Source organism: Deinococcus sedimenti, from assembly GCF_014648135.1.
Lineage (GTDB): Bacteria > Deinococcota > Deinococci > Deinococcales > Deinococcaceae > Deinococcus > Deinococcus sedimenti.
On the sequence record NZ_BMQN01000004.1, the window covers coordinates 24,109 to 49,596 of the forward strand.

Annotated in this window: 29 protein-coding genes, 1 tRNA gene and 1 riboswitch; of the genes, 8 read left to right on the forward strand and 22 right to left on the reverse strand. The window is 71.7% G+C overall.

Going from position 1 to position 25,488, the window contains the following annotated elements; translation table 11 throughout:
- Positions 1–38: 38 nt before the first annotated feature.
- From IEY69_RS10700 to IEY69_RS10740, 9 genes are all read right to left on the reverse strand, one after another.
- Positions 39–1,232: a cytochrome P450 gene (locus tag IEY69_RS10700; RefSeq protein ID WP_229783897.1), complete on the reverse strand. Its 1,194-nt coding sequence runs from the start codon at positions 1,230–1,232 to the stop codon at positions 39–41.
- Entirely contained in the window at positions 1,220–2,659 is a 1,440-nt protein-coding gene (locus IEY69_RS10705) for a phytoene desaturase family protein (RefSeq protein ID WP_189073157.1), read from the reverse strand. Before IEY69_RS10705 ends, IEY69_RS10700 begins: the two co-directional genes overlap by 13 nt.
- Before the next feature lie 100 nt (positions 2,660–2,759).
- The gene (locus tag IEY69_RS10710; protein WP_189073158.1) at positions 2,760–3,476 is read right to left on the reverse strand and encodes a hypothetical protein; all 717 of its coding nucleotides are present in this window, start codon (positions 3,474–3,476) and stop codon (positions 2,760–2,762) included.
- A gap of 86 nt (positions 3,477–3,562) precedes the next feature.
- Complete coding sequence (locus IEY69_RS10715) at positions 3,563–4,669, reverse strand: glycosyltransferase family 2 protein (protein ID WP_229783863.1); 1,107 nt, start codon at positions 4,667–4,669, stop codon at positions 3,563–3,565.
- Positions 4,666–5,343 (reverse strand): lysophospholipid acyltransferase family protein, encoded by a 678-nt coding sequence (locus IEY69_RS10720; protein ID WP_229783865.1) that lies wholly within the window; start codon positions 5,341–5,343, stop codon positions 4,666–4,668. The genes IEY69_RS10715 and IEY69_RS10720 overlap by 4 nt, the downstream gene beginning before the upstream one ends.
- Complete coding sequence (locus tag IEY69_RS10725; protein WP_308425459.1) at positions 5,330–6,355, reverse strand: carotenoid biosynthesis protein; 1,026 nt, start codon at positions 6,353–6,355, stop codon at positions 5,330–5,332. Before IEY69_RS10725 ends, IEY69_RS10720 begins: the two co-directional genes overlap by 14 nt.
- Positions 6,352–6,801: an NUDIX domain-containing protein gene (locus IEY69_RS10730; RefSeq protein ID WP_229783867.1), complete on the reverse strand. Its 450-nt coding sequence runs from the start codon at positions 6,799–6,801 to the stop codon at positions 6,352–6,354. Before IEY69_RS10730 ends, IEY69_RS10725 begins: the two co-directional genes overlap by 4 nt.
- A gap of 2 nt (positions 6,802–6,803) precedes the next feature.
- Positions 6,804–8,339 (reverse strand): phytoene desaturase family protein, encoded by a 1,536-nt coding sequence (locus IEY69_RS10735; protein ID WP_189073159.1) that lies wholly within the window; start codon positions 8,337–8,339, stop codon positions 6,804–6,806.
- A 96-nt stretch (positions 8,340–8,435) separates the two neighbouring features.
- Positions 8,436–9,071, reverse strand: coding sequence for a hypothetical protein (locus tag IEY69_RS10740; RefSeq protein WP_189073160.1), 636 nt, complete (start codon positions 9,069–9,071; stop codon positions 8,436–8,438).
- A gap of 74 nt (positions 9,072–9,145) precedes the next feature.
- Here IEY69_RS10740 and IEY69_RS10745 point away from each other — a divergent pair, with 74 nt between their 5' ends.
- The 4 genes from IEY69_RS10745 (at position 9,146) to IEY69_RS10760 (ending at position 10,773) form a co-directional block, all read left to right on the forward strand.
- On the forward strand, positions 9,146–9,610 hold the full coding sequence (locus IEY69_RS10745; protein WP_189073161.1) for a GNAT family N-acetyltransferase: 465 nt from the start codon (positions 9,146–9,148) through the stop codon (positions 9,608–9,610).
- A gap of 32 nt (positions 9,611–9,642) precedes the next feature.
- The gene (locus IEY69_RS10750; RefSeq protein WP_189073162.1) at positions 9,643–9,915 is read left to right on the forward strand and encodes a helix-turn-helix transcriptional regulator; all 273 of its coding nucleotides are present in this window, start codon (positions 9,643–9,645) and stop codon (positions 9,913–9,915) included.
- Positions 9,912–10,403: a hypothetical protein gene (locus IEY69_RS10755; protein ID WP_189073163.1), complete on the forward strand. Its 492-nt coding sequence runs from the start codon at positions 9,912–9,914 to the stop codon at positions 10,401–10,403. Before IEY69_RS10750 ends, IEY69_RS10755 begins: the two co-directional genes overlap by 4 nt.
- A 217-nt stretch (positions 10,404–10,620) precedes the next feature.
- Complete coding sequence (locus IEY69_RS10760; protein WP_189073164.1) at positions 10,621–10,773, forward strand: hypothetical protein; 153 nt, start codon at positions 10,621–10,623, stop codon at positions 10,771–10,773.
- A 64-nt stretch (positions 10,774–10,837) separates the two neighbouring features.
- On the opposite strand, the gene IEY69_RS10765 is transcribed toward IEY69_RS10760, so the two are convergent.
- From IEY69_RS10765 to IEY69_RS10785, 5 genes are read right to left on the reverse strand one after another with little or no spacing between them, the layout of a single operon-like run.
- The gene (locus tag IEY69_RS10765) at positions 10,838–11,536 is read right to left on the reverse strand and encodes an aminotransferase class IV (RefSeq protein WP_189073165.1); all 699 of its coding nucleotides are present in this window, start codon (positions 11,534–11,536) and stop codon (positions 10,838–10,840) included.
- Positions 11,533–13,398, reverse strand: coding sequence for a chorismate-binding protein (locus IEY69_RS10770; RefSeq protein WP_189073356.1), 1,866 nt, complete (start codon positions 13,396–13,398; stop codon positions 11,533–11,535). Before IEY69_RS10770 ends, IEY69_RS10765 begins: the two co-directional genes overlap by 4 nt.
- Before the next feature lie 32 nt (positions 13,399–13,430).
- Entirely contained in the window at positions 13,431–14,555 is a 1,125-nt protein-coding gene (locus IEY69_RS10775) for a hypothetical protein (protein ID WP_189073166.1), read from the reverse strand.
- 24 nt (positions 14,556–14,579) lie between these two features.
- The gene (locus IEY69_RS10780; protein ID WP_189073167.1) at positions 14,580–15,353 is read right to left on the reverse strand and encodes a hypothetical protein; all 774 of its coding nucleotides are present in this window, start codon (positions 15,351–15,353) and stop codon (positions 14,580–14,582) included.
- 47 nt (positions 15,354–15,400) lie between these two features.
- Positions 15,401–15,880 (reverse strand): GNAT family N-acetyltransferase, encoded by a 480-nt coding sequence (locus tag IEY69_RS10785; RefSeq protein ID WP_189073168.1) that lies wholly within the window; start codon positions 15,878–15,880, stop codon positions 15,401–15,403.
- 111 nt (positions 15,881–15,991) lie between these two features.
- On the opposite strand from IEY69_RS10785, the gene IEY69_RS10790 reads away from it, so the two are divergent.
- Positions 15,992–16,450 carry an RrF2 family transcriptional regulator gene (locus IEY69_RS10790; protein ID WP_189073169.1) on the forward strand — a complete coding sequence of 153 codons (459 nt, stop codon included), beginning with the start codon at positions 15,992–15,994 and terminating at the stop codon, positions 16,448–16,450.
- Between the two features lie 76 nt (positions 16,451–16,526).
- The gene (locus tag IEY69_RS10795; RefSeq protein ID WP_189073170.1) at positions 16,527–17,612 is read left to right on the forward strand and encodes a quinone-dependent dihydroorotate dehydrogenase; all 1,086 of its coding nucleotides are present in this window, start codon (positions 16,527–16,529) and stop codon (positions 17,610–17,612) included.
- A 43-nt stretch (positions 17,613–17,655) separates the two neighbouring features.
- Here the strand turns inward: IEY69_RS10795 and sugE are convergent, their stop codons facing one another.
- The 8 genes from sugE to IEY69_RS10835 form a co-directional block, all read right to left on the reverse strand.
- Positions 17,656–17,976: a quaternary ammonium compound efflux SMR transporter SugE gene (gene sugE, locus IEY69_RS10800; RefSeq protein WP_189073171.1), complete on the reverse strand. Its 321-nt coding sequence runs from the start codon at positions 17,974–17,976 to the stop codon at positions 17,656–17,658.
- A gap of 17 nt (positions 17,977–17,993) precedes the next feature.
- A riboswitch (guanidine-III (ykkC-III) riboswitch) is annotated at positions 17,994–18,062 on the reverse strand.
- An 88-nt stretch (positions 18,063–18,150) separates the two neighbouring features.
- Positions 18,151–18,858 carry an ABC transporter ATP-binding protein gene (locus tag IEY69_RS10805; protein WP_189073172.1) on the reverse strand — a complete coding sequence of 236 codons (708 nt, stop codon included), beginning with the start codon at positions 18,856–18,858 and terminating at the stop codon, positions 18,151–18,153.
- Positions 18,851–19,666: an ABC transporter ATP-binding protein gene (locus IEY69_RS10810; RefSeq protein ID WP_189073173.1), complete on the reverse strand. Its 816-nt coding sequence runs from the start codon at positions 19,664–19,666 to the stop codon at positions 18,851–18,853. The genes IEY69_RS10805 and IEY69_RS10810 overlap by 8 nt, the downstream gene beginning before the upstream one ends.
- Positions 19,659–20,636 carry a branched-chain amino acid ABC transporter permease gene (locus tag IEY69_RS10815; protein WP_229783869.1) on the reverse strand — a complete coding sequence of 326 codons (978 nt, stop codon included), beginning with the start codon at positions 20,634–20,636 and terminating at the stop codon, positions 19,659–19,661. Before IEY69_RS10815 ends, IEY69_RS10810 begins: the two co-directional genes overlap by 8 nt.
- Positions 20,633–21,499: a branched-chain amino acid ABC transporter permease gene (locus IEY69_RS10820; RefSeq protein WP_189073357.1), complete on the reverse strand. Its 867-nt coding sequence runs from the start codon at positions 21,497–21,499 to the stop codon at positions 20,633–20,635. The genes IEY69_RS10815 and IEY69_RS10820 overlap by 4 nt, the downstream gene beginning before the upstream one ends.
- A 92-nt stretch (positions 21,500–21,591) precedes the next feature.
- A complete protein-coding gene (locus IEY69_RS10825; RefSeq protein WP_189073174.1) occupies positions 21,592–22,728 on the reverse strand; it encodes an ABC transporter substrate-binding protein in 1,137 nt (378 codons plus the stop codon).
- A gap of 301 nt (positions 22,729–23,029) precedes the next feature.
- Positions 23,030–23,104 (reverse strand) — tRNA-Asn (locus IEY69_RS10830).
- Positions 23,105–23,194: 90 nt separating this feature from the next.
- Positions 23,195–23,698 carry a GNAT family N-acetyltransferase gene (locus tag IEY69_RS10835; protein WP_189073175.1) on the reverse strand — a complete coding sequence of 168 codons (504 nt, stop codon included), beginning with the start codon at positions 23,696–23,698 and terminating at the stop codon, positions 23,195–23,197.
- A gap of 170 nt (positions 23,699–23,868) precedes the next feature.
- On the opposite strand from IEY69_RS10835, the gene IEY69_RS10840 reads away from it, so the two are divergent.
- Both IEY69_RS10840 and IEY69_RS10845 read left to right on the forward strand, forming a co-directional pair.
- The gene (locus IEY69_RS10840; RefSeq protein ID WP_229783872.1) at positions 23,869–24,876 is read left to right on the forward strand and encodes a tRNA dihydrouridine synthase; all 1,008 of its coding nucleotides are present in this window, start codon (positions 23,869–23,871) and stop codon (positions 24,874–24,876) included.
- Positions 24,873–25,454 (forward strand): DinB family protein, encoded by a 582-nt coding sequence (locus IEY69_RS10845; RefSeq protein ID WP_189073176.1) that lies wholly within the window; start codon positions 24,873–24,875, stop codon positions 25,452–25,454. The genes IEY69_RS10840 and IEY69_RS10845 overlap by 4 nt, the downstream gene beginning before the upstream one ends.
- Positions 25,455–25,488 lie beyond the last annotated feature (34 nt).

The following is a 25,488-nucleotide window of genomic DNA, read 5'->3' on the forward strand; positions in this document are numbered from 1 at the left end:
CGAGTGAATTTCACCGAGTAGGACGAAGAATGGAGGCATCAGAAGTCTGTTGTTCTGATGCCGTAATTCGGAGAACTGCTCTCACGCGGACCGGGGGCCACCACCAGCGGTCCGCGCGGCCCGAGCGTCAGGCCCGGCAGCGGCGTCGCGTCGCCCCGCACTGCCCGCAGGGGCGGCAGCGCCGCCAGCGTGTCGTGGATGAGCAGCTGCGCGAGGTGCATCCCCAGGCACAGCCGCTCCCCACCCCCGAACGGCAGGTACGCCCACGCCGGGGGTTTGCCCGCCCAGCGGCCCGGATCGAACTCGGCGGGCCGGTCCCACACCGCCGGGTCACGCCCGGACAGGTACGGGGAGTACAGCGCCAGCGCCCCACGCGGCAGCCGCACGCCCCCCCAGTCGAGGTCGCGGCTCAGGCGGCGGCTCCCCATCCAGCCCGGCGGGAACAGGCGCAGCACCTCCCTCAGCACCGCCGCGTGGTGCTCGGGGGCGTGCCACTGCGGGTGCCGCGCCAGGAACCAGATCGCGTACGCCAGCGCGTGCGTGGTCGTGTCGTGCGCGGCGGCCAGCGACACCCGCACCTCCTCCAGCCCGCCCGGCAGTGGGGCCAGCACCGCCAGCAGGTCGTCGTGCCCGCCCTCTCGCAGCCGGGCGTGCGCGAGGCGGCGCACCTCCGCGTCCACCCGCGCGAACAGCAGCGGACGCGGAATCGCGGGCACCGGGAACGGGCGGCGCAGCGGCGCCAGGAACGCGTGCAGCAGCCCCTCATCGAACGCCCCGCTGAAGTACGCCGCGTTTAGCAGCCGCAGCACCGCGCCGTCCGCCCACGCCAGCGCATCGAACGCCCCCACCGGCACACCCGGCAGCGCCGCCCGCGTCCGCGCCTGAAGCGCCAGCAGGTGCGCCCGCCCGAACCCCGGATTCATCAGCGAACGCCGCCCCGCGTGCCCCGGCGCGTCCGACAGGATCACCCCGCCCGACAGGTACGGCACGATCCGCGACAGGCTCCCCGCACTGCGGAACGTCCCCAGGTCCGTCAGCACCGCCCGGTTCCACGTCGCCCCCACCCCCACCACCGCCGGGAGGCCCAGCCGCAACCGGAACACGTCCCCACCCGCCGCGCGCGCCCGCGCCGCGCCCTCCTCGATCAGCGGCAACGGCGCCAGCGCCCAGTCCTGCAGGTGCCCGTTCCCCGGACGGGTCGGCGGTTCAGGCAGCGTGCTCAGAGTCCGAATGGCCACACCTCCGTCCCTTGCGGCACCTGTCGCCCGTCGAGGTCGTCGAACTTCAGGCCCAGCAGCTGCCCGGCGCCGTTCCAGCCGCTCAGGACGCTGAGGGGCACGCCGCCGCCGGGGTGGACGGTGCCGCCCACCTGCACCAGATTCCGCGCGTGTGGCAGGTGCCAGCCGGGGCGGAGGCTGCCGGTCAGGCCGTGCGGGGCGCGGCCGTACAGCGCGCCGCCCTTCGCGGTGCGGGCGTACTCCGCCGGGGACAGGGCCCGCCAGTCCGCGACGGGCAGCGGGCCGCCCGGCGTGTCCCGCAGCCGCTCCTGCAACCGTGCCAGCAGCCACGCGCCGTACTCCTGCGGGCGGTCGGTGACGCCGGGGTCGGGCGGGGCGTTCACGAGCAGGAACGCCCGCGTGCCGTCCAGGTGCAGGTACAGCGTCGGGTCGCGCGGGAGGCCCCCGGCGCGGATGTCCCGCCACTCGCGGGCGTACTCGGCGGGCCAGAAGATGTGGTGTGCCTGCCCCCGGTCCTCCGAAAGCTGGAGTTGCAGCGCGAAGCCGCTCACGCCGCGCGGGGTGGGTTTCTCCGCGCTGCCCAGCCAGGAGAGCGTCAGGGCGCGGTCGGCGGCGCTGACCCAGGCGTCCGCGGCGAACGCCCCCTGGCTGGTGTGCGCGCCGAGGATCAGGCCCCCGTGCGCGCTGAGGCTGGTGATGCGCGTCCCGAACTCGAAACGCACGCCCAGCGCCGCCGCCTGCGCGTGCAGCGCGCGGGCCAGATCGAGCAGACCGCCGCGCAGGTGCCACACGCCGTACCCGAGTTCCACCCACGCGATGTTGTGCAGCACGGCAGGCGCGCGGTACGGGTCCGCGCCCAGGTACGTCGCGAAGCGCAGCCAGAACGGCGTCATGAACGGCCCCGAGCGCACGTGGCGGTGCAGGGAAGAGAGCGGCGCGGCCCGCCGCCCGCGCGTCAGTGCGTAGCGCGCCAGTCGCAGCGGGCCAGGCGGCGGCGCGAACAGGAACGTGTCCTGCGCGTCCAGGTACATCCGCCGCGACGACGCGAGCAGCGCCGCATAGCGCCGCCCCTCGGCGCGGGACAGCTGCGACAGGGTCGGCTCCAGGCTGCCCGCCACGTGCAGCGCCTCGGGCGCGAACAGCCGCCCGCCCGGCGCGTGGTACGTCGTCGTGGGCCGCGCCGCGCTCAGCTCCGGCGCGGGCAGGTCCAGGCGGGCGTGCAGCGCCCGGAACACCTGCGGCATCGTCACCACCGTCGGCCCGCTGGAGAACTCCGTCAGGCCCAGCGCGGCCTTCCCGCCGGGGCCGTCCAGCGCGTCCAGCACCGTCACGCGCGCGCCCGCCCGCGCCAGCCGCAGCGCCGCCGCGAGCCCCGCGAAGCCCGCGCCGATCACCGCGACGTGCTGAGGCGTGCGCCTCACGGCCGCGCCCCCTGCGGGCTGATGGTTGAACGGGTCACGAGGCAGAGCATAGAGCACCCCCCACGCCCCGCAGGGTCGGAAGCGACACGCTCCGGCACGCTCAGCGGGGCGTGCTGACCGAGTACGCCAGCAGGCTCTCGCGGCTGAGGACCCGCCCGGCCCGCTCCACACGCAACTCGCCGCCTGCGTGCCCCGCTGAGCCGACGACCAGCACGTACCCGTACCCACCCCGGTTCCAGCGGTACTCGGCCCGGCCGTCCCGCGTGGTGCGCGTCCCGCCGGTGATCGTCACGCCCGGCGTGCCGTCGCGGTTGCGGCTGGCGTAAGTGACCCGCCCACCGGCCTCCCACACCGTCACGCTGTGTCTCGCGGTGGCGGCCAGCACCGCCGCCTGCGGCACGAACCGGCACGCGAACGACCCGGCGGGCACCCGGAACTCGTTCACGTGCGTCAGGCGGTAGGCGGGATCCTGCACGTTCTCCACGTTGCTGCTGTGCACGAAGAACCCCGGATCGGGTGCGCTGCGGCCCGCGAAGGTCAGCGGCGTGTACACCTGCCCCGCGCCCGGATCGTCCGCGCCGACCGTCACGGGCACCTGCGAGCGCACGCTACCCACCCACTGCGTCAGCGTGCCCGCCCCGGCCCCCGTGCCGGACAGCGCCAGCACCCGCCCCGGCGTATCGCACCAGAAGCGCACCGGCTTCCAGACACCCGCGCCCACCTGCGCGAACGACGCCTCGCTGAAGCCCGCCGCGGACGCCAGGGGAACAGAGGACAGGACGATGGCGGCGGCCAGACGGACACGCGTGCGGGACATGCCCCGAGCCTCCGCCCGGCCCCTGAGCGGCCCATGAAGCTCAGCCTGCCGGGCGTTCAGGAAAGGGGTCTCCTGCCGGTGCGGCGTCACTGTCTGTACTGGCGGCCCTTCCAGCTGACACGGCGGCGCAGGGCGCGCGCCAGGACCGGCAGGGCCAGCAGCGGCGTGACCGGCCCCAGCAGCCCCTCGGCCAGATCGGCGGGCGTGCGGCGGCCCGCGATGAGGTTCACCGCCAGGCGTTCGAGCAGGCTCGCGGCGCGCAGCGCGTTCCGGTTCGGCAGGGGCAGCAGCCACGGCAGCGTGTGCCCCGCGACGTGCAGCGCGACGCTGGCGAGCATGAACGCCCGCGAGTTCAGGTGGATCGGCAGGGCGTTCTTCCCGAAGCCCGCCACGGACTCCGGGTACGAGCGGTACATCCGCACGCCGATGCACCCCCGGCCCAGGACGGTGGACACCCGCAGGCCCAATTGACCCAGCTTGCGGGCCATGACGGTGTCCTCCAGCATCTGATCCCTCACGGCGGCGTACCCGCCCACGCAGGTCAGCGCGGCGCGGCGGTACGCCATGACCTGCCCGTTCGCGATGGTCGCCAGCGGGTGCGGCGGGGTCATGCGCAGCAGCGGGAACGGGAAGTACGACAGCACGGCCGCGTCCACCAGCGGCGTGAGCAGCCGCTCGCCGGGCGTGACGTTCGACTGGCGCGGCTGCACGCTCAGCAGGTCCGCGCCCGACGCGTGCAGTTCGCGCAGCAGGCCGCCCAGCGCACCCGAATGCCACGTGACGTCCGCGTCCGTGAAGATCAGGACGTCGCCGCTCGCGGCCCGCAGGAGCTGCTGGCACGCCCAGGGCTTGCCGTGCCAGCCGTCCGGCCGCGCCGCGCCGGGAATGACGCGCGCGCCCAGGTGGCGGGCCACGTCGCCCGTCCCGTCGTCGCTGCGGTCGTCCAGCACGAGGACCTCGTGTGCGCCCTGCGCGAGCACGCCGGGCAGCGTGACGGGGAGGTTCGCCGCCTCGTTCCGCGCGGGAATCAGGATGGACACGCGCGGCCCCCCCGGCGGCACGGGAGCCGGGCGCAGGCGCGGGAAGGTCACGGCGTTCACCGCCAGCGTCAGCGCCTTGCCGAGCAGCCACACGGCGGTGACGGTGCGGTACGCCCGCGCCCAGCCCGGCTCGGGGGTCCTGCGCCGCTTCACGCGCGGTCTCCGGTCAGCCACGTCAGCAGCCGCGAGGGCCAGTCCACCCGGTCCGAGCGGCTCGCGCGGCCCGGCACCAGCCGCAGGTACCCGGCCAGCGGCGCCTCCGGGTCACTGCCCAGCAGGTCGGCGTCCAGTTCGGCCAGCAGCGCCGTCAGGGCACCCGGCAGTTCCGCGGCGGCGACCGGCGGCCCGACGCGCACGAACGCCTCCGGGAACTGCGCGCCGCGCAGCACCACCCGCAGCGCCGCCGGCACCAGCGGCGCCCCGGCATGCCGCGCGATCCAAGCCGCGCCCGGCTGCACGCCCCGCATCGGCCCCGCCGGGTGCAGTTCCCCCTCCGGGAAGACGATCAGCCAGCCCGTGCGGGCGCGGCGCACTCCGGCCCGCACCTCGTCCGCGCGCAGCGCCCCCACCCGCCGCAGGAACGGAAAGCGGGCCAGCTGCCGCCCCGTCATCAGGACGCTGAACGGCTGCCCGCACGCCAGGGCCACCTCGCGCAGCACGTACCCGTCCCACCAGCTGTGATGATTCGGGGCCAGCACCGCCCCGCCGCCCGGCAGCGGGCCGCGCACCCACACGCCGCCCAGAGAGCCGCGCACGCTGCGGCGAATGCTCAGGGACAGCAGCCCGGTCGCCCAGGCGTGCCGCGCCGTGCTGTCAGGGGCGGTCAAAGCGCGTCACCCGCCGCGCCAGCCACAGGCCCGCCAGCATCGCCGCCAGCGTCACCCCGGCCTCTGCGAACCGGCCCACCAGCACCAGCCCGCCCGGCAGGAAGAACGCCTCGATGGGGTACACCACGCGGAAATCAGCGCCCCGCGCCGCGCCGCCCGGCAGCAGACTCAGGCTCGGCCCCCGGTGCAGCGGATAGTCCCGCGCCTGCCACGGCAGCGCCCACGCCCACTCCTCGCGCCGCAGCCCGAACAGGCGCGGGGCGAGGCCCGTGAACACCCACGAGATCAGCCACCCCACCCCCCACCAGCCCAGGAAGTTCTGCGCTGGCGCGCCCGCCCACAGCGGCAGCGGATCACTCCAGAGCCAGTAGCGCTGCGCGGTCATCAACGGCTCCAGCCCCACGTCCCACAGCAGCATCAGCAATCCCGCCAGCCAGGGCCGCCCGCCCGACAGGCTCGTGGCGGTCAGCGTCAGCGCGAACCAGCCCAGCGGCACGATCAGCGGCACGCCCAGCAGCAGCGGCCCCGGCGCGGTCGCGTACGAGTACAGCCCGAACGGAATCCCGGTGCGGCTCCCCAGGACCTCCACCCCCAGGCCCAGCACGAACGCCACCAGCGCCATCAGGCCCGCCTTCCAGGCGTTCTCGCGCTCCCACACGAACAGCAGCGCCGCCACGAACAGCGCCCCCGTGCTCGCCAGCCCCAGCACGGGAAACAGGGACGGCCACAGCGGCACCGGGATCTTCAGCGCCACGTACAGCGCGACGAACCACATCCACGGGCGCGTCACCGCCAGCAGCCCCGCGAAGCGCGCCGCCAGCACCCCCGCGAAGTCCCGGCCCAGCGCGTCCCCGGCCAGTGCCAGCACGCCCGACAGCGGCAGCCCCAGCGCGATCAGCGCCCAGCCCACCGGCAGCTCCGCCAGCACCAGCAGAGCCCCCAGGAACGCCACGCCCAGCGCCGCGAAGCCCAGCCCGGCCCGCCACACGGTGGGGGAGAGGGACACCCTCACGCCCGCACCGCCGTCAGCGCCGCGAAGTAGGCGCGACTGGCGTCCGACACGTCCACCGGCAGGGCCGAGAGAGGCCACCAGCGCGCCTCGGTGGCGTCGTACGAGGCGCGCACCTCGCCCCCCGCGAACTCGGCGACGAACACGTGCGTTTCCCAGTCCACGACATTCCCATCCTGGTACGTGTACCGGTGCGGGAACACGCCCAGCGCGCGGACCGGACCGACACTCAGGCCGGTTTCCTCGCGCAGTTCGCGCCGCGCGGTCTGTTCCGGCGTCTCGCCGGCGTCCGCGCCGCCGCCCGGCACGTCCCACCGCCCGCTGTCGCTCCGGCAGATGAGCAGGACGTCCCCGCCGTTCACGACGGCAATGCCCGCCCCCATGCGGCGCCGGGGCGCCGGTGACCGCCACGCCCGGAGTGTCCTCAGCAGCCAGCCCTCACGGCTCATGCCTACTTCCACCGCCGACGCGTCAGGTCTCTCACGAGCACCTGCGCGGCGTTGCGGCCGGACGCGCCCATGATGCCGCCGCCGGGGTGGGTGCTCGCACCCGTCAGATACAGGCCCTGCACGCCGGGCCAGCGGTACTGGCTGGCTTTCATCCAGGGGCGGAAGGAGAACATCTGGTCGAAGCTCATCTCGAGGTGCATGACGTTCCCGCGGTGCAGGCCGAGGTTCGTTTCCAGCCACTGCGGCGTCTGGACGAGTTCCCCGAAGATGGTGTCGCGGGTGCCGGGCGCGTAGTGCTCGAAGGCGTTCAGGATGTTCTCGCGGGCCTCGGCAGTGCGGGTTTCCCAGCTGCCGCTGCCCAGTTCGTAGGGGTAGTACTGCGCCCACAGCCACAGCACGTCCCCGCCGGGAGGGGCCAGGGAGTCGTCCACGGCGCTGAAGCTCATGGCGATCAGGGGCGGGTCGCTGGTGGGTTCGCCCGCGAGGTACTCGCCGTAGCCTTTCATCAGCTGCTGCTCGTTCCTGATCAGCAGGCCCAGGCCGACGCGACTGTCGGGTTCGGTGTGGTTGCGGTACCTGACCTTCTCGCTCAGGGCGAGGCGGAGGATCATCCCGAAGCCGTTCCCGACCCGCACCTGCCGCGCGGCGGGCGGCACGTACTCGTCGGGCAGCGCGCCTGCCGTGGTGAGGACGTGCGCGCCAGACACGACGGCCCGCGCGGTGTACGTCTCACCGTTCTCCAGCCGGACGCCCTGCGCCTTCCCGCCTTTGACGAGAATGTCCTTCACGGGCGCGTTCACGAACACCTGCCCACCGTCGGATTCGATAGCGCGCTTCAGGGCTTTCGTCAGGCCGCCGCTGCCGCCCTTGGGACGCGCCACGCCGCCCTCGTGGTACAGCGGGTGCCACAGCAGGAACGGCGCACTCAGCGGGTCACTGGGGGGCGGCCCGCTCTGCGCCGCCATCCACACCAGCGGGGCGCGCACCCGCTCCTCGGTGAAGTACTCCCGCGCCACGTCCCCGTACGGACGCAGAATCCGGGGCAGCTGCTCCATCCAGTCCTTGCCCTTCCCGCTGCTGACGACCATCTTGCCCATGTCCAGCGGTCCCGGCGCGGAATTGAACAGGTCCGCCACGCTGCGCGCGAACGGCGTCCAGTCATCCAGGAATTTCGTGTACGCCTCGCCCTGACCGGGAAACAGTGCCTCCAGTTCCCGCGCGGTGCGGTTCGCGTCGCGGTGGATGAACCAGGGCGTCTCGCCGTCCGACGCGTGGAACATCGGGTCCACGTCCAGATAGTGCAGGCCGTGCCGCGTGAGTTCCAGTTCGCGCACCACGGGCGTCATGCGGATCAGGATGTGCGCGCTCCCGCCGTAATCGAAACGGTACCCCGGTACGAGTTCCTCGGTACTCACGGCCCCGCCGACGATGTGCCGCCGTTCGAACACGCCCACCTTCAGGCCCGCCTTCGCGGCGTACGCGGCGGTCACCAGCGCGTTGTGGCCCGCGCCCATCACGATCACGTCGAAATCCGGCATCCCGCGCAGTCTCGCACGCCACCCGCGCCCCGGAGCGTCACCCCGCACGCAGAAGCGGCCCGCCCCCACCGGGAACGGACCGCGCCGCAGAGACGGTCAGGGCAGCTGCACCATGTGGCCGTTCTTGAAGGTCACGGTGACCTGCGGCTCTTCAGAGGCAGCGTCCGTGACGGTGCAGCTCTCGATCTGCTCGCCTCCCATGACGTCCTCCAGCGGGCAGGGGCCGTCGCGCAGCGTGCCGTCCACCTGCGCCACCATCACCTGCACGTAGGCGGACTTCGCGGCAGCCTGCTCCGCCGCGCCGTTCGCCCGCTCACGCGCCCCCAGCAGATTCGGCAGGATGACGGCGGCCACGATGCCGAACACCGCGATGGAATTCAGGACCGCGTGACCGGCAATCAGGCCGATCTTCACGCCGTTCTCCAGATCCGGACGGAAGTTCTGTGCCTCCCGCCGGGCGTACGCCTGCCCGAACTGCACGAGTTGCGCTGCCCAGCCCAGCACCGGCAGGAGGGTGAACAGAGGCAGGCTGGTCACCCCGGCCAGCACGGCCCCCAGCACGTTCAAGGCGATCAGGATGCCGATCCACCCGACATGCCAGCCCACCAGACCGATGTACGTGAAGCCCGCGCCGGGCAGCAGCACGCTCAGCAGGTACCCCACAGCCAGATTCGGGGCCTTGCGGGGCGTGGGCGCGGCGGTCGGGCGGAGGGTGTCTTCAGGCCAGGTCATGCCGCCACGCTACGGGCCGCCTGCACGCCGCGCTGCCTCAGGTGACCGCGCCCCTGGCGGGTGCATGATGGATCATGACCTCCTTCACGGTTCGCCGCCTGGGCCCGGACGACAGCGCCGCGCTTGAACGGCTCGCACAGGACGAGACCGACTTCACCGATGAGCCGCCCAGCCCACCCCTGACCCCGGACGCCGCCCGGGCATACCTGAGTGACCCGGGCGTGTGGCACTGGCACGCCGAGGACGCAGGCGGTAATCCGGTGGGCTTCCTGATGGCGTACGTGCACCGCCGCCGTCACGGCGAGCCACTGGACGTGATGTTCGAGGAGATCGGCGTGCGCGAGTCCTGGCGGCGTCGGGGCGTGGGCCGCGCCCTGGTGGACGCCCTGCACGCCCAGATGCGCACCCAGGGGATCGGCAGCGTGTGGGTCGCGGCGGACAGTGACGGCGCGCGGGCGTTCTACGAGGCCTGCGGGTACGAACTGGACGAGTTGCAGGGCGTGATCCTCAGCCGATCAGGGAATGACGGAGCATCTTGACATTGTGTTGTAGAAATACAACAATACGCAGTATGGTTGCCAAAACAAACCGGCGGCCCACGCCCGCACCACTCCACAACCGCCTGCCTGTCCTGCGCGCCGAACGGGGCCTCAGCCGCCAGGATCTCGCCGCCGCCGTCGACGTGAACTACCAGACCATCGGGTACCTCGAACGTGGCGAGTACGCTCCCAGCCTTGACCTCGCCTTCCGCCTCAGCGAGTACTTCGGGCTGCCCATCGAGGCAATCTTCAGCCGCTCACCCTTCACGCCCCTCAGCGAGACCGTGTACGGAGGTCCCACATGAACGCCCTGACCGCGCCCCGCTCCATACCTACCCAGGCCAGCCGCCGCCAGCTCGTCAGCGTCTATGCCGCCGGACTCATCACTGCCATGACCGTCTTCCTGCTGCGCCTGACCGGCACGTTCGACACCGCGCCAGACGTGTGGCGCTGGCCCCTGTTGACTACCCTCCTGCTCGCTGCTGCGGCCTCCCTGTACGGTGTCCTGCACCTGGCCTTCCCTGCGCGTCTGGGGCTGCCGCATACCAACGACGCACAACTGGACGAACGGCAAGCCCTGCGGATCGCACAGGCGAACTCTGTCGCCTACCGCTGGCTGGTGCAGACCGTCGTGTTCAGTGCGGCCATCCTGTTCTTCTTCGGCACCAGCCTCCCCGTTTTTGAGCGGATGGATGCCCTGCAGGGCATCGCTCTCCTGACACTTTTCCTGCTGCCCTTCCTGCCGACTGCCATCCTCGCCTGGACGGAACCTGACGCCGACCCGCAGGACTGACAGCAGGATTCAGAGGTGCAGGGGAGCGTCCCTCCACACCTCTGAATCGAGTGGACACGCAGAGCTGCGCAGTAGAGCAAAGCCCTGAGAAAAACAGCAGTTGGACGTGGACATGGTGTGGCCTGCTCTTGGCCGCACGGTGGCATTGAGAAAAGCTGTGACGATCTGCATACACCCGCCTGACGCGGCAGGCGTACGCTGCGGGCAGGAGGCTCCCATGGGTCTGATGATGCTGGGTGTGTTCGTGCCGCTGCTCGCCGTGATGTTCGTCGCCGCTCGCCGCCAGGACCGCGTGAACCGCGCCATGAACGACATCGGCGCGGGCGAGGACGCCGGGTACGTCGGCCCGCAGGTGGGCGGCCCGACCTGAATTGAGGTCGAGGGTTCAAGGGTCTGAACGTCTGAGGCGTGCGTGCTGGACAGCCCTTAGACCTTCAGACCCCGTCCGGCCAGCCGAGGACGGGATCGTCCGGTGCGGGCCAGTGGATGGGGAGGTCGTTCGTGTGGCCGTCGATGCGGCGGATGGGGACGAGGCCGGTGCCGCTGCCGCACAGCCACGCGCGGGTGACGTGGCTGAGGTCTTGGGTGTGGACGGGCCGCGTGACGTGTGGGCGACCCGTGAGGTAAGCGGCGCGGGTGACGGATGGGAGGCCCCCTTCAGGGACGACGAGGGCCCCGCCGATCTCCAGCAGCGGGGAGGTGCGGCTGCCGTCCACGATGTGCCCGCGCGCGTCCTGCAGCCAGCCTTCGAAGTGCGGGTGGGCCTGCGTGGCGGCGAGGCGGTACGGGAGGTAGTTCCCGGTCTTGTGCGCGCCGAGTTGCGGGTGGATCTGCAGGTCGGTGACGCGCACGGTGACGCCCTGCTGGGGGTGCGGGCCGGGCGTGAGGGGCCGGTGGGTGTGCAGGGTGCCGTGCGCGGTGACGGTCACGCGCAGCAGGCCCCAGGGGTGCGCCTCCAGCGTGGGTGGGGTGGGGTCGGGGTGGGGGAGGCCGAGGAAGTCGCAGGTGCCCCGCAGCCGCGTCAGGTGTGCGTCCCACAGCAGTGGCTGCCCGTGGCGGGTGCGGACGGTGGTGAAGGCGGTCGCGCCGTGCAGCCACGCCGGGTCGTTCAGGGCAGCGGGCAGTTCTGTCACGACTCGCGCCACTCCTGGCTCAGGCGCAGCCAGTTGCCCAGCAGGGTGCGTCCGGCGGGACTCAGGACGCTTTCCGGGTGGAACTGCACGCCCCACGCGGGAACGCCGGGGACGGCCAGGGCCATGACCTCGCCGCCCTGGCTGGTCGCGGTGATCAGGTCGGCGGGCAGGCCGCGCACGACCAGCGAGTGGTACCGCCCGAACGGCGCGTCCGGCGGCACGTTCCGGAAGAGGCCGCTGCCGTCGTGCCGGGCGTACTCGGGGCGTCCGTGGACGGGCTGGGCACGTTCCACCCGCCCGCCAAGCACCTGCCCGAGCGCCTGATGCCCCAGGCACACGCCCAGCAGCGGGATGCGCCGGTCCAGGCACGCGCGGGTCAGGGCCAGCGTGACGCCGCTGGTGTCGGGCGTGCCGGGACCGGGGCCGACGAGCACGGCGTCGGGGTTCGTGCCGAGCAGGTCGTCGAGGCTCTCATGCTGGCCGCGTACGTCCACCTGCGCGCCCAGCGCGAGCAGGTCGTGCGCGAGGTTCCACGTGAACGAGTCGCGGTTGTCCAGCAGCAGCACCCGCGCGCCCGTGCGGGACGTGGCGGGCGGCGGGGCCCAGGGCGTGCCGGGCACCGGGGGTTGCGGCGGCTGCGCGGGGCGGCCTGGGACGCCTGCCAGGACGCTCAGGAGCGCCTGGGCCTTGTGCACGGTCTCCTGTGCCTCGCGGGCAGGGTCGGCGTCGATGACGGTCCCGCCGCCCGCGCGGACCTCCACGGTCCAACCGTCCTCCGTGCGGGTGAACGCGGCGGTGCGGATCAGGATGTTCACGTCCACCAGCGGCCCGCTGACGATGCCCAGCCCGCCGGTGTACCAGCCGCGCGGGCCGGGTTCGAGGTCGCGGGTGACCTCCATCACGCGTTCCTTCGGCGCGCCGGTGATCGTCCCGCCGGGGAAGGTGGCGGCCAGCACGTCCCGCAGCGTCACCCCAGTGCGCGCGCGGGCCTGGACCTCGGACACGAGGTGCATCACGTGGCTGTAGCGTTCGACGAGCATCAGGTCCGGCACGGTCACGCTGCCCGGCGCGGCCACGCGGCCCAGGTCGTGCCGCACGAGGTCCACCAGCATGGTGTGCTCCGCGACCTCCTTCGGACTGGCGCGCAGTTCCGCCTCGAACGCGGCGTCCTCCTCGGGCGTGTCGCCCCGTCGGCGGGTCCCGGCGATGGGCCGCGCACTCAGGTCGTCCCCGGCCCAGCGGACCAGCCGCTCCGGACTGCACGACACCACGACCTCTGACCCCAGGTCCGCGAAGGCCATGAACGGACTGGGGTTCACGTCACGCAGGCGCAGGTACGCGGCCAGCGGGTCCCCCTGCGCGGCCGCCTGCACGCCGCGCGAGAGGTTCACCTGATACACCTCGCCCGCGCGGATCAGCTCCTGCACGGCCCGCACGCCCGCCGGGTAGTCCACGTCGTCCGCGCCGAACGCCCCCACGCTCAGGGTCGGCTCGGGCGGCAGCGGCGCGCCCAGCAGCGCCCCCCAGTCCAGGTGCGGCTCGCCCACCACGCTCAGGGTGCCCGCCGCGCGGTCCCACACGAGGCCCGACGGGTACTCGCCCCACCACATCGCCTCGCCCCGCGGCGCGTGCGCGGCCAGCCCGAAGCGACGGGCCGCCTCGTACTTCAGGCCGCCCAGCCACGCCGGGAACACCGCGCCGCCCGCGGGCCGGTCCGGCAGGTCGTGCGTGATCCGCACGGGCGCGGCACTCAGGAACGACCGCGCGCCGTACGCCACGACCGGCCCCAGCGATTCCAGCAGCACCACGCCCGGCAGGCCCGCCGCGCGCACCCGCCGCAGCACCTCCGCCGGACTGAGCATGGGCAGGGCAGGGGAGGAGGTCGGGCTCGCGTTCACGCGCCGGATTCTAGCGGGCGGTCTGCGCCATCAGGCGGCCCCGCGTGCACCGCGACCTTCGCCGCCAGCGTGCGGTAGAAGTCCGGCTGCAGCAGGTACGCCAGGTGATCCGACCGCACCAGCCCGGACAGCGGGAACGCCGTGTCGTGCGCGCCCGGCGCGATGCCCTGCGCGCGGAAGCTCAGCAGGTCCGTGTACGCCCACACGTTCCAGAAGTACCCCAGCCGCCCCCCCGCGTGGGGGGCGGGGTGCGGGCCGCCCAGCGTGAAGCCCAGCTCGTGGAACGCGCCCACCTGACTGCCGCACGCGCACCAGAAGTCCACCCGCACCCCCGCGCCGTCTGGATCGGCGGGCAGGAATGCGTGCAGCGCGTCGAAGATCAGCTGCCCGCCCATCGAGTGCGTCAGGACCACCAGCGGCTCACCCGGGTGCGTGCGGGCCGCGTGCGCCGCGCGCAGTCCGGCCAGGACCCGCTGCGGGATCGGCCCTGGGTGCTCGGGCGTGCCGCGCCCGTTCAGATACGCCAGCACGTCCCCCAGGAACAGCGGCACGAACGCCTCCAGCGGGCGGCGGACCTCCTGCAGGGCGCGTTTCACGTTCCGCCGCCGCGCCCGCATCAGCCCCGGCGGGAGGTGCGGTTCCAGCCGCCGCGTCCGGATGGGCAGGCGTGCCTGCGCCGCCGCGTCCAGCACGTCCCAGCGTTCGGCGGGCGGCAGGTCCGCCAGCAGCGCCCGCACGGTCCCGTCCCGCGCGGCCCCCCACGCGGCGTGGATCACGCCCGGCCACTCGGACACCGGATGCGCGGCACGCAGGCGGCGTTCCAGCACCTCGCCCAGCGCGTCCCCGTCCAGCGCCAGCGGGTCGGGTTCCGGGGCGACCTCCCGCTCGCGCGCCGCGCGGAACTGCCCGCCCTGCGTGAAGTGCGCGCCCAGGTCCCCCCAGTACACCCGCTCGACGTGCACTGCGTCCGGCGCGTCTGGGTTCAGGCCAGGCGCCACGTGCTCGCGCAGCAGGCGCTGCACGCCCGGCCAGTCCACGCCCCGCGTCGCGCGGTGCAGGTCCTCCCAGCCCAGGTCGCCCTCCTCGCGGACGGCCACGCCATGCACGAACAGAACCGGCATATGCCGCCCATCTTAAGCCCGGGGTCAGAACTTCTGGATGTACGTCTTCCACCCGTCGAACGACCGCAGGACTGGGCCGCTCTTCACGCGGATCTGCGCGATCTTGTCCATGGTGGGCTGGGGACGCCCGCTCAGCTTGAAGGCCCGGCGGATCATCGCGGCGAACTCCGCCTCGTTGCCCGCTGACAGCACCCATTCCTTCCCGGCTTCCAGGATGTCGGTGTAGTTGGCGCCGGTCTTCACGATCTGCGCCTGCCAGTACGCCGTGTCCCCGCCCGACGGCGCCCGGCCCAGGCTGTCCAGGTACGCCCGTTCGATCAGCGCCGCCCGGACGCTGCCCACCTGCGCGTCCTGCAGGTAAGTCCGCGTGAACTCCACGAGGCTCAGGAACGTGCTGTCCGGCTGCTGGCTCAGTTTCGTCAGCAGTTTGAAGAACGGGTTGTTCGGGCTGAGTCGCACCCCCATGGACGTCTGCGTGACGCGCGTGACCACCTCCGCCAGCTGCGCCGAGCTGCCGTGCAACTGAGCCGTGAGGGCCGCGCGCAGCTGCGTCTCCTGCGCGCCGCTCAGGCCGTCGTCCCGGAAGCCCTTCTGCGCCCAGGCGCTCCGCTCCTGAAGGGTCGAGCCTCGCCCGAACACCTCGCGGTACGCGGCGTCCACCTGCCTGTTCGTGGCGAGCGTTCCCTCAGTCTCGATGCCACAGACGATCAGAAAGCAGTCGGCGTGCGCGGGCGCGGCGGTCAGCGGAGCGAGCAGCGCCAGAGTCAGCAGCGCGCGGCGGACAGAGGTGGTGGTCATGCCCGGCAGCGTAGACAGGCGGGCGTTGCAGCGGCGTTGCAGGCCGCTCAGTCCAGGGGCAGTGTCATCACCCACTGCGGCCCGATACGGCCCTCGCGGGTGGCAGTCACCTGAAAGCCCGCCTTCTCGTACACCCGCCGCGCGAGGGGGTTGCGCTGGTTCACGACCAGGATCACCCGCCGCGCCTGCGGGTACAGCGCCCGCACGAGTCCCGGCAGGGCCTGCATGGCGGCCGTGCCCACGCCGCGCCCCTGCTGCGCCGCGTCCACGCTCAGGGACGACAGGGCCACCGCGTCCGGGTCGGGGGCCGTCAGGTACCGGTCGCGGTGCTCCCCGACCGCCAGTACGAAGGCTCCTGCGACCTCGCCCCCGCGTAGCACCGTGATCAGCTGCCGCTGCGGGTCGCCCGGCACGCTGTTCAGCAGCTCGGCCGGGTGGGTGGTGAAGTCGGCCTGCGCGGCGGGGAGGGTCAATGCGCGCAGGGCGGCGGCGTGATCCGGCTGGACGGGCTGGAGGGTGACCGGCATGCCCGAGTCTGCCATGCCTGTGGAAAACCCGGTTCCATCTGCTGGGAATGCTTCGCAATAACTCCCGAATCCCTTACACTCCGCCCGGAATTGCAGGGTAGAATGCCGGTCATGTGGGTGTCGACGAAAGCACAGTACGGCCTGCGCGCCCTGATCGAGATCGCGCGCGGCGACGGCAACGCCGTGCCCCTCAAGGACGTCGCCGAACGCCAGGGCATCAGCCAGCACTACCTCGAGCAGATCGCCAGCAACCTGCGCCGCGCCGGATTTATCAAGAGCATCCGCGGCGCGCACGGCGGCTACCGCCTCGCGCGGGCCGCGCGGGACATCAGCGCCTACGACGTCGTGACTGCCATGGAAGGCAGCATCGCCCCCGTCTCCTGCGTCGAGGATGACCACGTCTGCGACAGCCAGAACGTGTGCGGCACCCAGAGCCTGTGGTACCGCGTGGACGCCGCGCTGCGCGACGTGCTGGGCGGCACCACCCTCGCGGACCTGATCGAGGACAGCAACCGCCAGCAGCACGCCCGCCTCGTGCAGATCGACCCCAGCTACCCGCATCTGGGGTGATCGTTGACCGTCGATGGTTGATGGAACCGCGCGTCCATCGACCATCGACTTTTCACCATCCACTATCCTGAAGGTCGTGTACCGTTCGCTGATCAAGCCGCTGCTGTTCCGCCTGGACGCGGAGGACGCCCACCACCTCACGATCGGCCTGATGGACGCCGCGTCCCGCGTGCCCGCCTGGCCGGCCCTGGCGCGGCGCGTGACGGCGCCCGCGTCCCCCATGCTGGAGCAGACCGTCTGGGGTCAGCGGTTCGCGTCCCCGGTGGGCCTCGCGGCGGGCTTGGACAAGAACGGCGTGGCCGTCCCCGCGTTCACCGCGCTGGGCTTCGGCTTCCTGGAGGTCGGGACCGTCACGCCCCTGCCGCAGCCCGGCAACGACCGCCCGCGCCTGTTCCGCCTGCCCCAGGACGGCGCGCTGATTAACCGCATGGGCTTCAACAACGCCGGGATGACCGACCTGCACGCCCACCTGGGTGCGCTGGGCGCGCGACCCGCGCCGGTCTGGGTGAACATCGGGAAGAACAAGGTCACTGCGAACGAGGACGCCGCGCAGGACTACCGACGCTGCGTCGCCGCGCTGCAGGACGTCGCGGACGCGTTCGTCGTGAACGTCAGCAGCCCCAACACGCCCGGCCTGCGCGCATTGCAGGGCGCCGACGACCTGGGCGCCCTGGTGCGCGAGGTGATGCAGGAAGTCGAGGCGCAGCGGGTGCGTACCCTCAAGGCCCCGCCGGTCCTCGTGAAACTCGCCCCGGACCTGCACCCCGCCGACTTCGAGGCCAGCGTGGACGCCGCCGTCACCGCAGGCGCGTCGGGCCTGATCATCAGCAACACCACCCTCTCCCGCGACGGGCTGACCCACCCCAACCAGAAGGAGGCGGGCGGCCTGAGCGGACGGCCCCTCACGCGCCGCGCCAACGAACTCGTGCGGGCCGCGTACCGGCAGACCGGCGGGCGCGTCCCCATCGTCGGCGTGGGCGGCATCTTCAGCGCGCAGGACGCTTACGACCGCATCCGCGCCGGGGCCACCCTGACCGAGGTGTACTCCGCCCTGATCTTCGAGGGTCCCGGCCTCGTCCGCGACCTGAACAGCGGCCTCGCCCGCCTGCTGGCCCGCGACGGCTTCACGCACGTCCGCGAGGCCGTCGGCACCGCCACCTGAACACAGCAGGGCAGAGGGGGAATCCTCTGCCCCTTCACGTGGGTCAGTGGCCGCTGGTGGCCTTCAGGCCGATGATGGACACGATCATCAGGATCATGAACGCCACGCGGGCGGGCGTGACGCTCTCGTGGAACAGCACGATGCCCAGGATGGCCGCGCCGACCGCGCCGATACCGACCCACACGCCGTACGCGGTGCCGATGGGCAGGGTCTTGGCGGCGAGGCCCAGCAGCCCCATGCTGGCGATCATGCTCAGCAGGGTCAGGGCGGTGGGGACAGGGCGGGTGAAGCCCTCGGTGTACTTCAGGCCGATGGCCCAGCCGACTTCGAGCAGTCCGGCGATGATGAGCAGAGTCCATGCCATACGGGACACCTCCAGTGTCTCGCCGTCTTGTCGTGACCGGGTACGGCGGTGCTCTCGTCCGGAGTTCAGCCCCTGAGGGGCGACTGAAATCCAGTGTAGCGGAGCGGTGTAAGCACCCGCTGAGCAGAGGATGGAGGCCGGGCGATCACCCGGCCTCCACGCCTGCGTCGCTGGTTATACGCCCAGGTAGGCGCTGCGGACGCGGTCGTCGGTCATCAGGGCGCTCTGCGCGCCTTCCAGGGTCAGGCGGCCGCCTTCGAGGACGTAGCCGCGGTGGGCGATGCTCAGCGCGGCGAAGGCGTTCTGCTCGGCCAGCAGGACGGTCACGCCGGTCTCGTTGACGCGCTGCACGGCGCTGAACACCTGCTCGACGACCAGCGGGGCGAGGCCGAGGCTGGGTTCGTCCAGCAGCAGCAGTTGCGGGCGGGCCATCAGGGCGCGGGCGATGGCGACCATCTGCTGCTGCCCGCCCGAGAGGCTCCCGGCGGGCGCGTGCCGTTTGGCCACGAGGTCGGGGAAGAGTTCGTACGCGCGTTCCAGTTCGCGGGCGGTTCCGGCGGGGTCGCGGCGGTGCACGAACGCGCCGAGCCGCAGGTTCTTCTCGACGCTCAGTTCCGGGAACAGCAGGCGGCCCTCGGGGCACTGCGCGACGCCGTGGGCGACGTTGCGTTCGGGGCGCCCGCCGGTCAGGGCGTGGCCCTGCCAGGTGGCGGTGCCGCCCGAGGGGCGCTGCAGGCCGCTCAGGGTGCGGAAGAGGGTGCTCTTGCCCGCGCCGTTCGCGCCGAGCAGCACGACGATCTCGCCGGGCTGCACGCTGAGGTTCAGGGCGTGCAGGGCGGTGAAGGACCCGTAGCGGACGGTCAGGTCGCGGACCTCAAGCATGCGCGGCCTCCCCGCCCTGGGTGGACTGTCCGTCCTGGCCCATCTGCCCGCCGTGCGCGTGCGAGCCCAGGTACGCCTCGATCACGGCCGGGTCGCGGCTGACCTGCGCGGGATTGCCCTGCGCGATCAGCTGCCCGTGGTGCAGCACCAGGATGTGATCCGCGAGGCCCATCACGAGGCTCATCTTGTGCTCGACCAGCGTGACGGTCAGGCCGCCCGCGACCAGTTCGCGGATCAGGGTCATGAGGTTCACGGTCTCCTCGGGGTTCATCCCGGCGGCCGGTTCGTCCAGCAGCAGCAGTTTCGGTTCGCTGGCCAGCGCCATGGCGATCCCGACGCGTTTCTGGCCTTCCTGCGTCAGGGCTCCGGCGGGCAGGTGCGCCTGCCGGGAGAGTCCCACGCGGTCCAGGGCGCGCATGGCGCCGTCGCGGCTGCCCTGCACGTCGCGCCGCTCGCGGGGGGTGCGCAGCAGCGCGTCGAGCAGTCCGGCGCGCGTGCGGACCCGGTGGCCGATCATGGCGTTGTCCAGTACGCTCAGTTCGCGGTAGATGGTGGTCGTCTGGAAGGTGCGGGCCACGCCGCGCGCGACGACCTCGTGGGTGGGCAGGCGCGTCAGGTTCTCGCCCTGGAAGCGGACGGTGCCCGTGGTGGGGCGGTAGAAGCCGCTGATCAGGTTGAAGAACGTGCTCTTGCCCGCTCCGTTCGGCCCGATGATCGCGGTGATCTGCCCGGCGGGGACGGTGGCGGTCACGTCCCGCACGGCGTGCAGTCCGCCGAAGCGGATGCCGAGGTTCTCGACTTCAAGCACCGCTGACCTCCTTGGGTTTCGCCGCGCGGGCGGGTCGGGCGGCACGCAGCCGCGCCCACAGGCCCGCCAGGCCGTGCGGGGCGTACATGACGAGCAGCACCAGCAGCGGCCCGAACACCAGGTACTGGTAGTCCTGCAGTCCCTTGAGGGTCTGCGTGAGGCTGTAGATCAGTGCGGTGCCCAGCAGCGGTCCCGCCAGCGTGCCCAGGCCCCCGACGAGCAGGTACAGCAGCACCGTGAAGGTCGTGGTCGGGCCGGTCACGGCGGAGCCGAGGAAACCCACGTACGTGGCGTACAGGCCGCCGGCCAGTCCGGCCAGTGCCGTGGAGAGCATCATGGCGCGCAGCTTGTGCGTGTACACGTTGACGCCCGCGCTGCGTGCGAGGTCCTCGCCGCCGCGGATGGCGAGCAGGGACAGCCCGAAGGTGCTCGCGCGGGTGCGCGCCACGATCAGCACGGTCAGCGCCAGGGTCAGCAGGGCCAGCAGGTAGAAGCCCCCGGACAGTTTCAGGCCGATGGCCCGTGAGGCCTCCTCCAGCCCGGCGGGGGCGGGAACGCCGTTCAGGCCGTCGTTCCCGCCGGTCAGGTCGTCCCACTTGTTGATGACCAGCGTGATGATCACGCCGACGCCCAGCGTGAAGATGGAGAAGGCGTCCCCGCGCGTGCGGAACGCCACCAGCCCCAGCAGCAGCCCCGCCACGGCGGACAGGGCGATCCCGGCGGGCCACGCCAGCCAGAAACTCCACCCGGCCTTCAGGGTCAGGATGCCGGTCGTGTACGCCCCGATCCCGAAGAAGCCCGCGTGCGCCAGCGGCAGCAGGCCGGTGTACCCCAGCATGACGTTCAGGCCGTACGCCAGCACGGCCCACAGCATGATGTTCACGCCGACGTCCAGCAGGTACCCGCTGGGCTGCAGGAACGGCACGGCGGCCGCCAGCACGAACAGCGCGGGCCAGATTAGGCGGTTCACGTGCCCTTCCTGAACAGCCCCTGCGGGCGCAGCGCGAGCACGATGACCAGCATCGCGAAGCCGATCACGTCCGCGAAGTCCAGGCTGATGTAGAAGCCGCCGAACACCTCCGTGAACGCCAGCAGGAACGCGCCCACGATCGCGCCGGGCACGCTGCCCATGCCGCCCAGGATGATGATCGCGAACACCTTCAGGTTCATGACCTCACCCATGCTGGGCGTCACCGCGTTGATCGGCGCGATCAGGCTCGCCGCGACCGCCGCGAGCGCCCCGCTGAGCGCGAAGGTCAGCATCCCGACCCGGTTGGTGTCGATGCCGACCAGCCGCGCGCCCTCGCGGTTCTGACTCATCGCCTCGATGGTCGCGCCGGTCAGGGTACGTTTCAGGAAGTAGTTCAGGCCCAGCATGACCAGCACGCTCGCCGCGATGATCAGCAGGCGCTGCCACGTCAGCGTCACGCCGCCGAGACTCACGATGCCGGGCAGCGGCTCGGCGATCTGCTTGAAGTCCGGCCCGAACACCAGCGGGTGCGAGATCAGCGCCTCCAGAAAGAACAGCACCCCGATCGCCGCGATCATGGGGTGCACGTGCGGCGCGTTGCGCAGCGGGTGGAAGATCACGCGCTCCAGCAGCGCGGCCAGCAGCGCCACGCCCAGCGCCGAGAGAATCAGCGCGGGCACGTACCCCACCTTCAGGCTGGTCAGCGCGGCGTACGTGAGGTATGCGCCCAGCATGTACAGGCCCCCATGCGCGAAATTCGGGACGCGCATCACGCCGTACACCAGCGTCAGTCCCAGCGCCACCAGGGCGTACACGCCCCCCAGCGCCAGCGCGTTGAACAGTTGTTGCAGCACCGTCGACAAACCCATTCCCCCCCGTGTGAAGCGGCGCGCCGGGCACACATTCGCCCGGCGCGCACGATCATTGACTCCGTTCCGTCACCAGCGTCAGCCGCTTACTTGAAGGTCTTGATCAGGCGCAGGCGTGTGTACTGGCCGCCCTTCACGCTGGCCACCAGGAACTGTGCGTCCACGTGGCCGCGGTCGGTCACGCCGAACAGCTTGAAGACCGTCTTGTTCTGCGGCAGGGCCTTCGCGGCGGCGTTCAGCTGCGCGCGGATCGCGACCGGATCGTCGGTCGTCCCGGCGAGTTCCATGGCCTTGGCGATGATGTTCATGCCCATGTAGTTCAGCGCGGCCTCGCTGGTGGGGATCTTCTTGTACAGGCGCTGGTACAGCGTCACGAACACCTGCGTGCCGGGGAACTCCTTGGTGGGCAGCACGCCCACGCTGCCGTCCAGGTAGTTGCGCGGGATGACCTGGTCCATCTGTTCGAACTTCGCCTGGTCCATCACGATGAACCCGCCCTTGAAGCCCTGTTCGCGCGCGGCCTTCACGACCAGCGCGGTGGGCTGGCTGGGGCCGCCGATGAACAGCACGTCGGGTTTCTCCGCCAGGGCCTTCGTGACGGCGCTGGAGTAGTCGACGGTGGTGTTGTAGTCCACGCCGTTGTTCGACAGGACGGTGCCGCCCTGTTTCTTCCACTCGTCGCTGATCGCGTCGGTCCACTGCTTGCCGTACGCGCTGGTCGTGCCGATCAGGCCCAGGCGCTTACCGAACGCTTTCATCTGCGTGGCCGCGAAGGGCTGCAGGTAGTTGTCGTAGCGGGGCGGGAGCATGAACGTCAGCGGGTTGCGGCTCTCGAGGATCTTCGGTTCGCTGGAGTACGCCACCAGCAGGAATTCAGGGTCGCGGTTGGTGAGGGGCTGCACGGTGAGGATGCCCCCGGCGTGCGGCACGAAGACGATGTCGATGCCCTGACTGGTCAGGCGTTTGACGTTCGTGGCGGTCTCGTTCGGCAGGTAGCGGTCATCCAGCGCGACCAGCTTGAACGTGACCTTCTCGCCCTTGACGGTCACGCCCGAGCGGTTCAGTTCGGCGATGGCCATGTCGATGCCGCTCTGGACATCCTTGCCGTAGAAGGCCGCGCCGCCCGACAGGGGGCCGGAGTAGCCGATGCTGACGACCTTGTCGGCCAGCGCGGAGCTGCCCGCCAGGGCGAGCAGGGTGGGGAAGAGGAACCGTTTCTTCATACGACCTCCCGCAAATTCAGCGCGCCCAGGCCCGGTGCCGGTGACTCGCTGAACACAGTTCAAGTTGTGCGTGCCGCTCATGGTCGCACGCCCCCCAGGGGGTGTCAATCGCCTTTGGCACACATCGGCCCCGCAGACCCCCCAACAGGTGGCAGCCTCGGCGGCCAGCCGACCTGCCGCGTGCAAAGTCATCACCTGCTCCCGTCGCGGCGCTGCCAGGTCCGCAGCCAGCGCCGGCCACGCGCACTCACCGGCGAGCCAGCCACAACGAAAAACCCCCTCCGGGGAGGGGGTCCTGATCTGGCTCGGCAGGTTGGGGTCGAACCAACGACCGTCCGATTAACAGTCGGATGCTCTGCCACTGAGCTACTGCCGAATACTGCTGTGGCGGCCGTTTCCGGCGCGAGAGGGATAGTAGCACGGCCCCCCGGACCATGCAAGTCCTGCGGGGGGCCGCGGCCGGAACCTAGTCGCCCGCGAGGGGCACCCCGGTGGCCGGTTGCACGCGTGGCGGCGTGAGGGGCCGCGCGTACCAGCTCATGACCGGCCGGGCGTCCATCGTGAAGGTGTAGCCCAGCCGCTCCCAGAAGCGCGCGCCACGGGGGTTCTCGCCCAGCACGCTGGCCAGGATGCGGGCCGTGCCGACCGGCGCGCGGGATTCCAGGTGACGCACGACCTGTTCACCCAGGCCCTGCGACTGACGGTCCTCGCGGATCAGCAGGAGGTTGATGGTCAGGTCCCCGGGCTCGGGATAGTCGTGCTTGCAGTCCAGACTGCCGAACAGCTCCCCGCGGTCGTCGTACAGCAGTTCCAGTCGGCGCCGGGGGTCGAGAAGGGCGATTTCTACGTCACGTTCGACGTCTTTCTGATGGGGAACCCGGGTGCCCAGCAGGGCGAAGTACCCGGGTGCGGCCTGATACAGCTGGTGGAGCAGCGGCGCGTGGTGCAGCGCCAGCGGCGTAACATTCAAGTGAAGAGCCTCCCCCGTCCGGCGAAGGTGGGCGAGCAGCAAAGGGACGCAGGTTGCCGGACTGGCCCTGAGCATACCTGCTGACGGGGTCAGCTGCCATGGACTTTCCGACCCGCGAATTCAGGCGCACTTCACGCTGTGGGGAGAGGCCGGTGGGATACCCTGACGGGATGAGCGGTTCAGGTTTCTACCAGTCCAGATTGCAGCGGCCCGGCGCGGTCCTCGCCCCCATGGCCGGGTACAGTGACGCCCCCATGCGGCAGCTGGCGGCCGAGCAGGGCGCCCTGTGGACGGTCAGCGAGATGATCAGCGCGCGCGGCCTGATGGGCGGCGGCGACACCGAGAAACTGAACCTGGGCCGCCCCTACCCCGGCGAGCAGGGCCGCGTGGTGCAGCTGTTCGGCGCCGAACCGGACGTCCTGGCGGGCGCCGTGGCCCGCGCCGAGGCGTGGTTCAGCCCGGCGGCGATCGACCTGAACATGGGGTGCCCCGTCCCGAAGATCCGCGGGAAGGGCGGCGCGTGCCTGCTCCAGACGCCCGAGACGGCGTACGACCTGGTGCGGGCCATGCGCTCGGCCACCACGCTGGACGTCAGCGCGAAGATCCGCCTGGGCTGGGATCACGACCGCAGCCTGGAGGTCGCGCAGGGCCTGGAGGCCGCCGGGGCCGCCCTGATCACCGTGCACGGCCGCACCAGCGCGCAGCGCTACACCGGCGAGGCCGACTGGGACGCCATCGCGCGCGTGGCGGCGGGAGTGCGGGTGCCCGTGGTCGGCAGTGGGGACATCACCACGCCCGAACGTGCCCGTGAGCGTCAGCGCCTGGGCGTGGCTACCGTCATGATCGGCCGGGGCGCGGTCGGGAACCCCTGGATCTTCCGGGCACTTGCCACCGGCGAGGACGCCTGGCCGGACGCCCCTCAGCGGGCCCGGACCGCGCTGCGCCACGCCGAGCTGCAGGAGCAGTTCTACGACGACGACACGGGCCGCCTGACCCTGCGCCCGCTGCGCAAGGTGCTGCCGCAGTACCTCCCGGACTTCCCACAGCTGCGGCAGGTGCTGACGCAGGTGGTCACGGCCGCCGACGTGCGCCGCGCCCTGGCCCCCCTGCTGGGTGAGGACGGACCGGCCGACCTCACCCCTCCCCCCCGCGCGGAGTATGCTGTGAGTCATTCATGAACGTCCGCGAGTACTACGCCTACCTGACCGCCGCGCGAGAGCAGCTCTGGAACTACCTGCGCGCCCTGCCGCAGGCCGATCTGGACCGCAACCTGATCGAGGACGCCGACCGCTTCCACTCGATCAAGGATCTGCTGCTGCACGTCACGGACGTCGAAGATCACTGGGTGCACGGCATCGTGCTCGGAGACGGCGTGCAGCGGCAGTTCCCGCACGACTGGGTGCGGCCGCAGGCGCAGCAGTACGACCTGAGCTGGATTCTCGACTACAGCCGCGAGGTCACGCGGCGCACCTGCAGTTTCCTGGACAGCGAACCTGACCTGAACCGCAGCGTGAAACTCGTGCAGGACGACCCGGCCAGCGACACCGTCACCCTGGACCAGCTGCTGTGGAACGTCATGACCCACGAGGTCCGCCACACCGCGCAGATCTCGCTGATGATCCGCCAGCTGGGCCACACGCCCCCCTGGCTGGACTACATGCGCTTCATGCGCCCCCAGAGCACCTCCGCGCAGGCGGGCGCCCCCGACCTGGACGACGGTCTGGACGACGCCCACGACGACACCGACGAACTTTAAGGCACCCTGCCTCCGGGGGCCGTCACCTGCGGGT

Bases quoted from the DNA above. Each gene is read 5' to 3' on its own strand.
- IEY69_RS10710 (WP_189073158.1), bottom strand. From the start codon at position 3,476: ATGTCCCGCACGCGTGTCCGTCTGGCCGCCGCCATCGTCCTGTCCTCT.
- IEY69_RS10730 (WP_229783867.1), bottom strand. From the start codon at position 6,801: ATGAGCCGTGAGGGCTGGCTGCTGAGGACACTCCGGGCGTGGCGGTCA.
- IEY69_RS10735 (WP_189073159.1), bottom strand. From the start codon at position 8,339: ATGCCGGATTTCGACGTGATCGTGATGGGCGCGGGCCACAACGCGCTG.
- IEY69_RS10740 (WP_189073160.1), bottom strand. From the start codon at position 9,071: ATGACCTGGCCTGAAGACACCCTCCGCCCGACCGCCGCGCCCACGCCC.
- IEY69_RS10745 (WP_189073161.1), top strand. From the start codon at position 9,146: ATGACCTCCTTCACGGTTCGCCGCCTGGGCCCGGACGACAGCGCCGCG.
- IEY69_RS10750 (WP_189073162.1), top strand. From the start codon at position 9,643: ATGGTTGCCAAAACAAACCGGCGGCCCACGCCCGCACCACTCCACAAC.
- IEY69_RS10755 (WP_189073163.1), top strand. From the start codon at position 9,912: ATGAACGCCCTGACCGCGCCCCGCTCCATACCTACCCAGGCCAGCCGC.
- IEY69_RS10760 (WP_189073164.1), top strand. From the start codon at position 10,621: ATGGGTCTGATGATGCTGGGTGTGTTCGTGCCGCTGCTCGCCGTGATG.
- IEY69_RS10770 (WP_189073356.1), bottom strand. From the start codon at position 13,398: ATGCTCAGTCCGGCGGAGGTGCTGCGGCGGGTGCGCGCGGCGGGCCTG.
- IEY69_RS10775 (WP_189073166.1), bottom strand. From the start codon at position 14,555: ATGCCGGTTCTGTTCGTGCATGGCGTGGCCGTCCGCGAGGAGGGCGAC.
- IEY69_RS10780 (WP_189073167.1), bottom strand. From the start codon at position 15,353: ATGACCACCACCTCTGTCCGCCGCGCGCTGCTGACTCTGGCGCTGCTC.
- IEY69_RS10785 (WP_189073168.1), bottom strand. From the start codon at position 15,880: ATGCCGGTCACCCTCCAGCCCGTCCAGCCGGATCACGCCGCCGCCCTG.
- IEY69_RS10790 (WP_189073169.1), top strand. From the start codon at position 15,992: ATGTGGGTGTCGACGAAAGCACAGTACGGCCTGCGCGCCCTGATCGAG.
- sugE (WP_189073171.1), bottom strand. From the start codon at position 17,976: ATGGCATGGACTCTGCTCATCATCGCCGGACTGCTCGAAGTCGGCTGG.
- IEY69_RS10805 (WP_189073172.1), bottom strand. From the start codon at position 18,858: ATGCTTGAGGTCCGCGACCTGACCGTCCGCTACGGGTCCTTCACCGCC.
- IEY69_RS10825 (WP_189073174.1), bottom strand. From the start codon at position 22,728: ATGAAGAAACGGTTCCTCTTCCCCACCCTGCTCGCCCTGGCGGGCAGC.
- IEY69_RS10840 (WP_229783872.1), top strand. From the start codon at position 23,869: ATGAGCGGTTCAGGTTTCTACCAGTCCAGATTGCAGCGGCCCGGCGCG.
- IEY69_RS10845 (WP_189073176.1), top strand. From the start codon at position 24,873: ATGAACGTCCGCGAGTACTACGCCTACCTGACCGCCGCGCGAGAGCAG.